The sequence below is a fragment of the Streptomyces sp. NPDC048604 genome (assembly GCF_043199435.1).
Taxonomy (GTDB): domain Bacteria; phylum Actinomycetota; class Actinomycetes; order Streptomycetales; family Streptomycetaceae; genus Streptomyces.
This window is the reverse complement of record NZ_JBICVX010000005.1, coordinates 110,485-122,510: the sequence shown is the minus strand read 5'-3', so window position 1 is coordinate 122,510 and position 12,026 is coordinate 110,485. Positions and strand designations below refer to the sequence as shown.

At 71.7% G+C, this 12,026-nt stretch carries 12 protein-coding genes; 11 read left to right on the top strand and 1 reads right to left on the bottom strand.

The genetic code is table 11. The annotated features are described in order from the left end of the window. Positions 1–55 precede the first annotated feature (55 nt). The 5 genes from ACGFMM_RS12265 to ACGFMM_RS12245 all read left to right on the top strand — a co-directional run bounded on the left by ACGFMM_RS12265 (position 56) and on the right by ACGFMM_RS12245 (position 3,968). A complete protein-coding gene (locus ACGFMM_RS12265) occupies positions 56–451 on the top strand; it encodes a hypothetical protein (protein ID WP_393646288.1) in 396 nt (131 codons plus the stop codon). A gap of 129 nt (positions 452–580) precedes the next feature. Then, entirely contained in the window at positions 581–1,162 is a 582-nt protein-coding gene (locus ACGFMM_RS12260; RefSeq protein WP_393645738.1) for an RNA polymerase sigma factor, read from the top strand. After that, positions 1,159–1,878: a hypothetical protein gene (locus ACGFMM_RS12255; RefSeq protein ID WP_393645736.1), complete on the top strand. Its 720-nt coding sequence runs from the start codon at positions 1,159–1,161 to the stop codon at positions 1,876–1,878. Before ACGFMM_RS12260 ends, ACGFMM_RS12255 begins: the two co-directional genes overlap by 4 nt. Before the next feature lie 285 nt (positions 1,879–2,163). After that, positions 2,164–2,850, top strand: coding sequence for an RNA polymerase sigma factor (locus ACGFMM_RS12250; protein WP_393645734.1), 687 nt, complete (start codon positions 2,164–2,166; stop codon positions 2,848–2,850). After that, complete coding sequence (locus ACGFMM_RS12245; protein ID WP_393645732.1) at positions 2,850–3,968, top strand: hypothetical protein; 1,119 nt, start codon at positions 2,850–2,852, stop codon at positions 3,966–3,968. Before ACGFMM_RS12250 ends, ACGFMM_RS12245 begins: the two co-directional genes overlap by 1 nt. 233 nt (positions 3,969–4,201) lie before the next feature. On the opposite strand, the gene ACGFMM_RS12240 is transcribed toward ACGFMM_RS12245, so the two are convergent. Beyond that, complete coding sequence (locus ACGFMM_RS12240) at positions 4,202–5,083, bottom strand: L,D-transpeptidase family protein (protein ID WP_393645730.1); 882 nt, start codon at positions 5,081–5,083, stop codon at positions 4,202–4,204. Between the two features lie 180 nt (positions 5,084–5,263). Between ACGFMM_RS12240 and ACGFMM_RS12235 the strand changes: the two genes are divergently transcribed. The 6 genes from ACGFMM_RS12235 to ACGFMM_RS12210 all read left to right on the top strand — a co-directional run bounded on the left by ACGFMM_RS12235 (position 5,264) and on the right by ACGFMM_RS12210 (position 11,995). Further along, complete coding sequence (locus tag ACGFMM_RS12235; protein ID WP_393645728.1) at positions 5,264–6,844, top strand: methylmalonyl-CoA mutase; 1,581 nt, start codon at positions 5,264–5,266, stop codon at positions 6,842–6,844. Between the two features lie 59 nt (positions 6,845–6,903). Next, positions 6,904–7,566 (top strand): leucine efflux protein LeuE, encoded by a 663-nt coding sequence (gene leuE, locus ACGFMM_RS12230; protein ID WP_393645726.1) that lies wholly within the window; start codon positions 6,904–6,906, stop codon positions 7,564–7,566. A gap of 37 nt (positions 7,567–7,603) precedes the next feature. Continuing rightward, positions 7,604–8,425 (top strand): MerR family transcriptional regulator, encoded by an 822-nt coding sequence (locus ACGFMM_RS12225; RefSeq protein ID WP_393646286.1) that lies wholly within the window; start codon positions 7,604–7,606, stop codon positions 8,423–8,425. Between the two features lie 386 nt (positions 8,426–8,811). Next, positions 8,812–9,099 carry a lactococcin 972 family bacteriocin gene (locus ACGFMM_RS12220; RefSeq protein ID WP_393645724.1) on the top strand — a complete coding sequence of 96 codons (288 nt, stop codon included), beginning with the start codon at positions 8,812–8,814 and terminating at the stop codon, positions 9,097–9,099. A gap of 100 nt (positions 9,100–9,199) precedes the next feature. Continuing rightward, positions 9,200–11,302 (top strand): hypothetical protein, encoded by a 2,103-nt coding sequence (locus tag ACGFMM_RS12215; RefSeq protein ID WP_393645722.1) that lies wholly within the window; start codon positions 9,200–9,202, stop codon positions 11,300–11,302. Positions 11,303–11,359: 57 nt separating this feature from the next. After that, positions 11,360–11,995, top strand: a complete 636-nt coding sequence (locus tag ACGFMM_RS12210; protein ID WP_393645720.1) for an ATP-binding cassette domain-containing protein — start codon at positions 11,360–11,362, stop codon at positions 11,993–11,995. The last annotated feature ends 31 nt before the right edge of the window (positions 11,996–12,026 follow it).

Below are 12,026 nucleotides of genomic sequence, written 5' to 3'. Positions count from 1 at the left end.
GGACGGCGCTTGGTCTGGCGTGGATGAAGACTTGAGCTTGCCGACAGCGAACGGGATGCGGCCCTACGTCACGCGCTTCGTCGAGGGACTGACCCGGCGCAACCGCCTCCCCCTCGACTACTCCGTGGCCAGCCTGCGTCTGGTCGACCTGGTCGTGGACGGGCTCCGGCGCGACCGGCCGGAACGGGTGCGGGTCGACGCGATCCTGCGGGGGCTCGGCGCGTACACCGGCGAGGTGATCGTGCGCCGGGCCGGCGGCCGCTGGCTGGACTTCGACGAGGCGCAGCGCGAGTACTTCGGGCAGCCGGTGGGCATCCGGATGCCCGACGGGCGGGCGTGGAACCCGCTCGGCAAGGTCGTCAACCGGTTCGAGAACGGGCCGGAGGACTCCGTGGAGCGGTTCTTCCTGCTGCTCCACGGGCGCCCCCGGACCCCCGTGCGCTGCCTGTGACCCGTGTGACCTGTGTGACCTGTGACGTTTCTGTGGGCGGGGGCGCTGATCGACGGGGGGCGGCTTGCGGTGTGCCCTCGGGGGACATGGGCACGATGACCGGTGCCGAGTCGGCGCGAAGAGGGAAGCGTGGGGGCGTACGACGAGGAGCTGGGCGCCGAGGTCGAGCGGGCCCAGGGCGGGGACGAGGACGCCTTCGCCCGGGCCTACCGGCTGGTGCATCCGGGACTGCTCGGGTATGTACGGGGACTGGTCGGGGAGGACGCGGAGGACGTGGCCTCCGAGGCCTGGCTGGAGATCGCCCGGGACCTGGGGCGGTTCCGCGGCGACGGGGCGGGGTTCCGGGGGTGGACGGCCACGATCGCCCGCCACCGGGCGCTCGACCATCTGCGCCGGCAGCGGCGCCGGCCCCGGACCGCGTTACTCGAGCAGGACCTGCTGGAACTGCCCGGGGTGCACGACACCGAAGACGCTGCGCTTGAATCGCTGTCGACCGGGCAGGCGCTCGCCCTGATCCGTAACCTGCCGCGGGAACAGGCCGAGGCGGTGCTGCTGCGGGTGGTCGTCGGACTCGACGGCCCCGCGGCGGCGCGCGTCCTCGGCAAGCGCCCGGGGGCGGTCCGCACGGCGGGGTACCGGGGACTGAGGAAACTGGCCGGACTGCTGGCCGCCGACCCGCCGCAGGGGCAGAAGGACAAGAGAAGACCATGACACGCCAGCGCGACCCCCGGGAGACCCCGGCGGACGCCGAACCGGACACCCCGGCCGCACCTGCTGCGCCCCTTGCCGACTCCCTGCGGAGCGCGCTGCGGGTCGGCCCCGAGGCGGGCGGGCGCCGCGAGCCGCGGGATCCCCGTGAGGCCGCCGCCGTCGACGCGTTCCGGCGGGCCCGGGACTCCGGGGAGCACCGGTCGCGCCGGACCCGGCGGCGGGACGACTGGCGGCCGGAGGCGGTACGGCGCGGAGCCGCGACGCCGGTACGGGCCGCGGGCCTCGGGGTCGCCGTCGCCGTGCTGCTCGGCGGGGTCGCCGTGGCCGCCGGGGCCGGTGTGATCCCCGACCCGCTGGCCCCCGAGCCCACCGCCTCCGCCTCCCGCACCCCCCGCCCCGTCGACGAGGACCCGTCGCCCGGCCCCGAGGGCACGCCGGACGGGACGCCCGCCCCCGAGCCCACGCCCTCCACCGGACGCCCCGGGCGGGAGCGCCCCGACACGGCCAAGGACGAGGCGGCGCACTGCCGGACGTACCTCGCCGCCCTGTCCCGCAAGGGCAAGGCGCCGAACGGCACGGCGTTCGAGCGGCTGGAGGAGGCGGCCGGAGGCCCGGAGCGGGTGGCGGCGTACTGCGCCCCGGTGCTCGACGAGCAGGACCGGGGGCCGGAGCAGGACCGGGAACTGGACCGCAAGCGGAAGAAGCAGCAGCAGTGACGGGGCGGGCCATGGCGTCCGGCCCCGGAAAGCGAGGACGACCGGGGCCGCCACCCCCCACAGGAGAGGCCCCGGTCGTCATCGTCGGAGCCGCAGCACGGCCCCGTACTCCACTCAGCGCCGCGGCTGCGTTTTCTGTCACACCCCACTGCGTCGGCGTTCAGTTGCAGCTTGTACAAACACGCCGATGCGCATGGACGTGACACCCGGTGAGGACGTAGCGTTGCGCTGCGCGCGAGCCGCGCGGTGGCGGTGACCAGCCGCGATGACGAACAGGTGTGGGGTTTGCTGGGGGACGACGCGGAGCTGACCGCCGCGGTGCTTGCGGCGCAGCACGGGGACGAGGACGCCTTCAGGGCGGTCTATCGAGCCGTGCATCCCCGGCTGCTCGGCTACATACGCTCCCTCGTCGGCGAGACCGACGCCGAGGACGTGGCCTCCGAGTCCTGGCTCCAGATCGCCCGTGACCTCGACCGGTTCAGCGGCGACGCCGACCGTTTCCGGGGCTGGGCGGCCCGGATCGCCCGCAACCGCTCGCTGGACCACATACGGATGCGCGGCCGCCGCCCCGCCGTCGGCGGCGACGAGACCGAGCTCGCGGACAAGCCCGCCGACGCGGACACCGCGGCCGAGGCGATGGAGGCCCTGGCCACCAGCCGCACCATGGACCTGATCGCCCGGCTGCCGCAGGACCAGGCCGAGGCCGTGGTGCTGCGCGTGGTCGTCGGCCTGGACGCGAAGACCGCCGCCGACACCCTGGGCAAGCGCGCCGGGGCGGTCCGCACGGCCGCCCACCGCGGACTGAAAAGACTGGCCGAACTCCTCGGCGACGGATCCGGCAGACACGGAACCGACGCGAGCGGAACCTCCTCTTCCTTGGAGGGCGTGCCCCCGCAGCGCGGGCGCAGGTCGGATACGACCGCGCCGGGCGGTGTGACGCAATCACGCGCGCGGACGCAGAAGGACATGTGATGGCCGACGAGCGGTACGAGTGGCTCGACCTGGAGGCCGCGGAGCGACTGCTGCGCGGCGACAAGGTCGACCCCGTCGACGATCACGAACGCGCCGCGGCCGAACGGCTGGCCGAGGCCCTCGAATCCGCCCGCCCCGCCCCGCTCGCCGGAACGGCTCCGCTTCCGGGCGAGGAGGCGGCGATGGCCGCGTTCCGCGCGGTCTCCCTGCCCCACGGCAGGCGGGCCGCCGCCGGCGCGGCTCCCGCGCCCGTGGATCTGGGCGACGTACGGCTCGTGGCGCCCGCCGGCCGGGCCCGCCGCGCCCGCTGGTCCCGCTCGTTCCGGTTCGGTCTCGCGGCCTCGGTCGCCGGCCTCGCGGTCGGCGGCGTGGCCGTGGCCGCCGGTACCGGGATGCTGCCGACGCCGTTCGACGGTCCGGTGCCCGCCAGTTCCGTCTCGGCCGCGGTCTCGCCCGGCCCCGAGGACACCGACGGGCCGGACGACGGCAGCGACTCCACCCACACCCCGGACGACGGCCACTCCCACGGCGCCGACCCGTCCGCGCCGCCCTCCGGCGGCCCGTCGAGCACCCCGCCGGCGACCGGCACGCCCGACTCCGGCGCGAGCGACGCCCCGAAGACGGACGGCGACGGCAAGAAGCGTGCCGAGCTGCGCGCCCGGTACATCGAGGCCTGCCTCGATCTGCGGGCCGGCAAGCTCGACTCCGCCGAGCGCCGCCGACTGGCCGCGGCGCCCAAGAGCGGCCAGACGGTGAAGGCGTTCTGCGACCGGCTGCTCGGCGAGGCGGACGGGTCCGGAAGCGACAGGGACACGAGCGGCTCCGACGGCTCCGGCGACTCGGGCGGCTCCTCCGGCGACGGCGACGCCGACAAGGGCGACGACACCTCCGGCACGGGTTCGGGCACCGGAACGCGTACCGGCGTCGGCGAGGGCTCCGGCGACCGCGCCGCGGGGGCCGACGTCTCCACCCCCGTGCCCACGGTCTCGTTCCGGCCGCTCTCGCCCAGCCCGGGCCCGGTGGCCGACGGGGCGGACGAGGCCGATGGCGCCGGTACGGATGGCGCGAATGCCTCCGACGACGGTGCCGCCCGGACGCTCGTCACCCGCTCCGTCTGAGCGCTCACCTCCTCGCACACCCTTCTGACCTGCGATGATGCGCGGCCTTGCGCCCGTTATCGTTTCGTTTCCGAGAGGGTGTGACGTTTTTGGAAGCGGTGACGCAGTACTGAATGAGCCGACTGGTCATCGGCGGCGCATAACGAGCCGGGGTTCCCCCCGTACCTACGGCTCGGCGCACCAGGCGCGGGCGGGACACGTTCCCCCGGTCCCGCCCGCGCCCTCTCTCGTCCCTACCAGTGGACGACGACCTTGTCCCCGACCTTCACCTGGTCGAAGAGGGCGGCGATCTTCCCCTTGTCCCGGACGTTCACGCAGCCGTGCGAGGCGCCGGCGTAGCCGCGGGCCGCGAAGTCGGCGGAGTAGTGCACGGCCTGGCCGCCGCTGAAGAACATCGCGTACGGCATCGGCGTGTGGTAGATCGTCGAGGTCCACTTGCGGGCCTTCCAGCCGACGCTGAACGTGCCCTCACGGGTGGGGGTGTTCTCCGAGCCGAAGCGGACGTCCATCGACGAGAGCACCTTGCCGTCGATCATCCACGCCAGCGTCCGGGTCTCCTTGCTGATGCACAGCACCCGGCCCTTCATACAGCGCGGGTCCGGCTTGTCCAGCTTGTTGCTCGTCGACGGGCGCAGCTCGTCCTTCGTCGGCTTGCGCGTCATGCCGAGCAGCTTCTGCCAGGTGATCTCGTCCACCGAACCGGTCTGCGGCAGCTCCCGCTTCTTCTGGAAGGCCTTCACCGCGGTGCCGGTGATCGAGCCGTAGAAGCCCGTGGGGGCGCGGTCGAAGTAGCCGATCTGACGCAGCCGCGCCTGGAGTTCCCGCACCTGCGCGCTCTCGTCGCCGTCCTTCATCAGGACCTTGGACTGCGGCTGCGGCCGCTCCGTCGTCGGCGTCGCGGAGGGCGAGGGGGCCTCGCTGCTCGGCGCCTGCGAGGGCTTGTCGTCGCTCGTCGGCGTCTCGGACGGCGCGGCGGACGACGGTGCGCTCGACGACGGTGGCACCGGCGACGGGTCGGCGGTGCCGCCGGCCCCGGCCTCCGGCGTGCAGCCGACGGCCAGGGCGACCGCGGCGGCGGCCAGGACGGCTCTGTGTATGACGGAACGGTGGCGCATGGAAGACCCCCCAAGGCATGTGTGTGTACCTATTGATGCTTCCCGCGCGTGCTTGGTTGCGCACCGGGGAGCATCCTGTGAGGAAGGTCCCAGCGTGCGCCGCTCCATCGGCCGCGCGGCCGCCGATACAGTCCGTCACGGGGGTCGTACCGCACAGTAGGTCTATCGAGAGGCGCAGCGATGTCGCGCGAGTCGGAGTCGGGTCTTCCGATCGAGCCGGTCTACGGGCCGGACGCCCTGGCCGGATGGAGCCCCGACGAGAAGCTGGGCGAGCCCGGCTCGTATCCCTTCACGCGCGGCGTGTACCCGTCGATGTACACCGGCCGGCCGTGGACGATGCGGCAGTACGCCGGCTTCGGCACCGCGGTGGAGTCCAACGCCCGCTACAAGCAGCTCATCGACAACGGCACCATGGGCCTGTCGGTCGCCTTCGACCTGCCCACCCAGATGGGCCACGACTCGGACGCCCCGATCGCGCACGGCGAGGTCGGCAAGGTCGGCGTGGCGATCGACTCGGTCGACGACATGAAGGTGCTGTTCGACGGGATCCCGCTGGACAAGGTGTCCACGTCGATGACGATCAACGCCCCGGCCTCGCTGCTCCTGCTGCTCTACCAACTGGTCGCGGAGGAGCAGGGCGTCGCGGCGGACAAGCTGACCGGCACCATCCAGAACGACGTGCTCAAGGAGTACATCGCCCGCGGCACGTACATCTTCCCGCCGAAGCCCTCGCTGCGGCTGATCGCCGACATCTTCAAGTACTGCAGGGCCGAGATCCCGAAGTGGAACACCATCTCGATCTCCGGCTACCACATGGCCGAGGCCGGCGCCTCGCCCGCGCAGGAGATCGCGTTCACGCTGGCCGACGGCATCGAGTACGTCCGTACCGCCGTCGCCGCGGGCATGGACGTGGACGATTTCGCGCCCCGCCTCTCGTTCTTCTTCGTGGCCCGTACGACCATCCTGGAGGAGGTCGCCAAGTTCCGCGCCGCGCGCCGGATCTGGGCCCGGGTGATGAGGGACGAGTTCGGCGCGAAGAACCCCAAGTCGCTGATGCTCCGCTTCCACACCCAGACCGCCGGCGTCCAGCTGACCGCACAGCAGCCCGAGGTCAACCTGGTCCGCGTCGCCGTACAGGGGCTGGCCGCGGTCCTCGGCGGCACCCAGTCGCTGCACACCAACTCCTTCGACGAGGCCATCGCGCTGCCGACGGACAAGTCCGCCCGGCTCGCGCTGCGCACCCAGCAGGTCCTCGCCTACGAGACCGACGTCACCGCCACCGTCGACCCGTTCGCCGGCAGCTACGTGGTCGAGAAGATGACCGACGAGGTCGAGGCCGCCGCCCTGGAGCTGATGCGGAAGGTCGAGGACCTGGGCGGAGCGGTCAACGCGATCGAGCGCGGCTTCCAGAAGAACGAGATCGAGCGCTCCGCGTACCGGATCGCCCAGGAGACCGACAGCGGGGAGCGGGTCGTCGTCGGCGTCAACCGCTTCACCGTCGACGTCGAGGAGCCGTACGAGCCGCTGCGCGTCGACCCGGCGATCGAGGCCCAGCAGGCGGAGCGCCTGGCGAAGCTGCGCGCCGAGCGCGACCAGGCGGCCGTCGACGCGGCCCTGGAGGCGCTGAAGAAGGCCGCCGCGGGCACCGACAACGTGCTCTATCCGATGAAGGACGCGCTCAAGGCGCGGGCCACGATCGGCGAGGTCTGCAACGCGCTGCGCGAGGTCTGGGGCACGTACGTCCCGACGGACGCGTTCTGATCTTCCGCCATACGAAACCGTGAAGCGGAGTGTCGCACCCACGTGCGACACTCCGCTTCATGCTGGGTGTCACCGATCTGCCGACCTATCTCGCGGGGCTCGTCCTCATCATCCTTCTGCCGGGGCCGAACTCGCTGTACGTGCTGTCGGTCGCCGCCCGCAAGGGCGCCCGTACCGGGTACCAGGCGGCGGCCGGGGTGTTCACCGGGGACGCGGTCCTGATGACCCTGGCCGCGGTCGGCGCGGCCTCGCTGCTCCAGACCACCCCGCTGCTCTTCATGATCGTGAAGTACGCGGGCGCGGGCTATCTGACCTGGATGGCGATCGGGATGCTCCGCGCCGCCCGGGCGATGTGGATCGCGCGCGGCGAGCCGGTCGACGAGGCGGTGCTCGCGCAGGAGGCCGGGACGGCGGCGGGGGAGAACCCGTACCGCCGGGCGCTGGTCATCAGCCTGTTCAACCCCAAGGCGATCCTCTTCCTGATCTCGTTCTTCGTGCAGTTCGTGGACCCCTCGTACGCCTACCCGGCGCTCTCCTTCCTGGTCCTCGGCGCCCTGCTCCAGCTGGGCAGCTTCCTGTACCTGACGACGCTGATATTCGGCGGCTCGCGTCTCGCCGCCGCCTTCCGCCGCCGCAAGCGGCTCTCGGCCGGCGCGACCTCGGCGGCCGGCGCGCTGTTCCTCGGCTTCGCCGTGAAGCTGAGCCTGAGCAGCGCCGCTTGACCCTGACACGGTGTGAGGCCGTTGCGTAGGGGGCGTCATCTTCACCATCGGAGACTTCGCCCGGCACGGCCAGGTGTCGGTCCGCATGCTGCGTCACTACGACGCGATCGGACTGCTGCGCCCCGCCCATGTCGACCCGCACAGCGGCTACCGGTACTACGAGGCCGGCCAGCTCGCCCGGCTCAACCGCGTCATCGCGCTCAAGGACCTCGGCTTCACCCTGGAACAGGTGGCCGTGATCCTCGGCGAGCAGGTGGGCGCCGAGGAACTGCGGGGCATGCTGCGCCTGCGCAGGGCCGAGCTGGAAGCGGCCCTGGAGGAGGCGCGGTCGCGCCTGGCCCAGGTCGGTGCGCGGCTCCGAGCCATCGAGAGCGAGGGACGCATGTCCACGCAGGACGTCGTCGTCAAGAAGATCCCCGCCGTCCGGATCGCCGAACTGAGCGCCGTCGCCGCGAGCTTCGGCCCGCACGACATCGGCCCCGTCATCACCCCCCTGTACGAGGAGCTGTGCGCCCGTCTGGAGGCCGCGGGCGTCACCGGCTTCGGCCCGGGCCTCGCGTACTACGAGGACGCCGGCCGGGGCGACGGTTCGATCCTGGTGCACGCCGGGATGACCGTCCCCGCGGGCACGGCCGTCGAGGGCGTCGAGGTCCACGTGCTGCCCGGCATCGAGGAGGCGGCCACCATCGTCCACCGCGGCTCGATGGAGAACATCCTGCCGACCGTGCAGAACCTGGCCCGCTGGATCGACGCCAACGGCTATGTCTCGCGGCACTACGCCCGCGAGCTCTATCTGGAGTGCCCCGAGGACCGTTCCCGGTGGATCACCGAGATCCAGGAGGCGATCATCCGCGCTTGATCGATTGGATCACGCCACGCGTGAAACCTGCGCGTGTCCGAGGCGCACCGCATCGTTCGCGCCGTGGCGGGAAACGTCTGCAAACCGTGAATCCGGTTCCTTTCCCGGGGATTCGGGGCCGGAACCGGAAGATCGGGCTCTCCGGGGTGAGCAGTGGAATCCCATGTGACTGGTGGTAAGTCATGTTTCTTCTGTGACTCCCTTCCGTTTCCTGGCCGACATGATCGATTCGCTTGCGCCGGCGGGTCCGGAAGAGGCGGTCGGCATGGCGGATTCCATGCACCGGGACCTGCGGACGACTGACTGAATGATCTCTGTCGCCGCAGGTCCGGGCCTTCTTAGAGTGAAGGCGCTCCGAAGGGATCGGAGCTGAGGAGGTTCTTCACATGAAGATGATCGCCAAGCTCGGTGTGGCCACCGGTGCGCTGGTCATGGCCGCTGCGACCCCCGCCCTCGCCACCATCGAGTACCCCAGCGCCGGTGGCACGTGGGACTACGGCACCAACAGCAGCATCGTGTGGTCGGACTACTACCACGGCGGCCGGTGCCACGGTTCCACCTCGGTGGGCTCGTACACCGACCGCAGCCCGAACACCTCGGCCGGGTACTGGTCCATCACCTCGGCCCCCGAGCGTGACGGCGTCGCGGACAAGTCCTACTACCGCGTCTGCTGATCCCGCTCGCCGGTCCTGACCGGCGACTTCGCCGAATGAGGAGTGCCTGTGGGGGGCGAGGCGCAGTCGCGCCCCACAGGCCCGCGAGAACAGACAGGTCATGTTGCACAGAGGCATCAAGTTCGTCCACGCCGTCGTCCTGGCCTTCTCCGCCGTGCTGGCGTTCCTCGTCGTCAGCGATCTCGACGAGGGGCTGTTCCTGGGGAACCGCGCCGCGTTGCTCGTCGACGGAGCGAACGATTCCGTCAGCGGGCGCGAAGTGGTGCGGGAACTCTCGGAGTTCGCGACCGAACATGGTGCCGTGATCGGGCGGGAGCTGCCCGATCTGGAGGATTCGGAGGGGCGCCGCCATCTGTATCTCGCGGCGGGTGACCCGAATGCAGCCGAGGCCTCCTGGCTGAAGGACGGCTATCCGGACTTCGGCCGGCAGCTCGTCACCGAGGTCCACCCCTTGCAGGACGTCGGCGACCGTGACCCGCGGGGAATCTACTATGTGTTCGGCGACCGGCCGTCCGAACGGGAAGTCGTCGAGAAATTCGAGTCGCTCGGCCTGCAGATCTCGCTCAACAGGCCCCTTTCCTTTTCCGAGTTGCGGAACTCCTACGCGGACAGCCCGCTGTTCGAATCCTTTCTGATCACCGCTCTGGCCCTGGTGACGCTCACCGGCGCGAGCGTGCTGCTCAGCGCCCGGACGTACGGAGTGCTCCGGCTCCAGGGCATGTCCTTCACCCGCGCGTATCTCCGCGACCTGTCCCAGCTCGGCCGGTTCTGGCTGATCACGGCGGCGCTGGTGGCCGCCGCGGTGACCACGGTGCTCGGCCTGTACAACGGGCTCGCCCGGCTGGGCCTGTACGCCGCCGTGGCCCTGGGGCTCGCCGTCGTCCTGGAGATCCTCGTCCTGGCGGCGCACGCCGCCGTGCTCCGGCTGACCTGGAAGACCCGACTGGCCGCCGCCCTCAAGGGCGAGATCCCCGCCCGGGCCTCGTCGATCGCCGCCTACGCGGTGCGCCTGCCCGCGCTGCTGCTGATCGTGGGGCTCGCGGCCCAGGTCGCCGCCGCCGGACAGGACCTGCTGGAACGCCGGCAGGTGTGGGAGACGTACGTCGCGGCGGGCGACGCGACGGGCATCCGGATCACCGGCAGCGTCGGGATCGACGAGATCCCGGAGATGGAGAAGGCGGTGGGCAGCCGCCTCCACCAGGCGGACCGGGACGGGCAGCTCATCGTCGCGGGCCGGCAGTGGCTGCGCGACCTCTTCCGTCAGGAGCTGCCCGGCGAACTGCTCATCGTCAACGAGTCGTTCCTCGCCGCACAACCGGTGCTCACCGCGGACGGCAAGCGCTACGCCCCGCCGTCCCGGCCGCCCAAGAGCGACGGCCGCGTCCAGCTGCTCGTACCGGAGAGCCTCGGCGCCCAGGCGGAGATGTTCAAGAACGAGACGCCGCGGATCCTGAGTCCCGAGGACCCGAAGAAGATCGCGCCCGGCGACATCGAGAGCCACCCGATCCGGAGCGGCCAGCGGATCTTCTCGTACACGCCCGGGGACAGCACGGACCGGGCCGGCGGCGCCGGCACCGACCGCTCCTTCGTGCGGGACCCGGTGCTGCTCGTGATCCCGGACGGCTCGCGCTACCTCAGCGACATCAACTACTACGCCTTCGCCACCCGCAACCAGGTGATCTTCCCGGACCCGAAGGACGTGCACCGGATCCTCGCGGAGGATCCGAAGATGAAGACCTACATCGCGGCGCTGTTCCCCGTGAAGCAGAAGGCGGCGACCGCCATGCGCGAGGCGTCGGCCGCGTTCCGCCTCCAGCTGTTCGAACTCGCCGCGGGCTCCGCGGTGCTGCTCATCACCGCCGTCGGCGTGTGCATCGTGCACGCCCGCAGGAACGCCCAGGCGATCTTCGTACGGCACATCAGCGGGTGGACGTTCGGGGCCACCCACCGGGCCCTGCTGGCGGTGGAGGCGGCGATCGCCGTGGCGCTGTGCGCCTGGCTGCCGCTGCGCACCTGGTGGGACAACCAGGACCTCGCGGTGTACGCGGCGCGGGGCATCCCCTCCCCGCGCCCGCCTGCCGAGGTCACGGGACTGGACGTGGGCGCCGCGGCCGGACTGGCCGGTCTCACCCTCGCCGTCGTGCTCACCGCGCTCTTCCTCTTCCACCGGCGGATCGTCCGTGAGGGAACCAGCGAGGCCTAGCACCTGGCGGTGCGCCGGCCCCGTCCCCGTTTCCACGAGCACCAGGAGCAACACACCGTGATCAACGTCGAGAAGCTGGCGAAGTCCTACGGCTCCCGCACCCTGTGGTCCGCCGTGGACCTCACGGTCCAGGCCGGCGAGATGCTCGCCCTGACCGGCCCCAGCGGCTCGGGCAAGTCGACGCTCCTCAACTGCATCGGGCTGCTGGACGAACCCACGTCCGGGGCGATCCTGCACGAGGGACGGGACATCACCCGGTTCCGCCCGGGGCAGGCCCGCGTGTTCCGCCGGGACGTCCTCGGCTACCTCTTCCAGAACTACGCCCTGATCGACAACGCGACGGTCACCACCAACCTGGAGGTCGTCACCAAGGGCCGCCGGACGCGCGGCGGCAGCGGGCCCACCATCGCCGAGGCCCTGGAGCGGGTGGGCCTGTCCGGGCGGGAGGGCGAGCGGGTCTCCCGGCTCAGCGGCGGCGAGCAGCAGCGGGTCGCCCTCGCCCGGCTCATCGTCAAGCAGCCCTCGCTCGTGCTGGCCGACGAGCCGACCGGGGCCCTCGACCACGACAACACCGTGATGGTGGTGAAGATCCTCCGCGAGATGAGCGACGCGGGCTGCGCGGTCGTCATCGCCACGCACGACGACTACGTGCGCGACCAGTGCGACACGGGGTTCCAGGTGCGGGCCGGCTGACGGGCGCTCCCCCCTCCCGCCACGCCGGTAC

Bases quoted from the DNA above. Each gene is read 5' to 3' on its own strand.
- ACGFMM_RS12265 (WP_393646288.1), top strand. From the start codon at position 56: ATGCGGCCCTACGTCACGCGCTTCGTCGAGGGACTGACCCGGCGCAAC.
- ACGFMM_RS12235 (WP_393645728.1), top strand. From the start codon at position 5,264: ATGTCGCGCGAGTCGGAGTCGGGTCTTCCGATCGAGCCGGTCTACGGG.
- ACGFMM_RS12245 (WP_393645732.1), top strand. From the start codon at position 2,850: ATGGCCGACGAGCGGTACGAGTGGCTCGACCTGGAGGCCGCGGAGCGA.
- leuE (WP_393645726.1), top strand. From the start codon at position 6,904: ATGCTGGGTGTCACCGATCTGCCGACCTATCTCGCGGGGCTCGTCCTC.
- ACGFMM_RS12220 (WP_393645724.1), top strand. From the start codon at position 8,812: ATGAAGATGATCGCCAAGCTCGGTGTGGCCACCGGTGCGCTGGTCATG.
- ACGFMM_RS12215 (WP_393645722.1), top strand. From the start codon at position 9,200: ATGTTGCACAGAGGCATCAAGTTCGTCCACGCCGTCGTCCTGGCCTTC.
- ACGFMM_RS12255 (WP_393645736.1), top strand. From the start codon at position 1,159: ATGACACGCCAGCGCGACCCCCGGGAGACCCCGGCGGACGCCGAACCG.
- ACGFMM_RS12240 (WP_393645730.1), bottom strand. From the start codon at position 5,083: ATGCGCCACCGTTCCGTCATACACAGAGCCGTCCTGGCCGCCGCCGCG.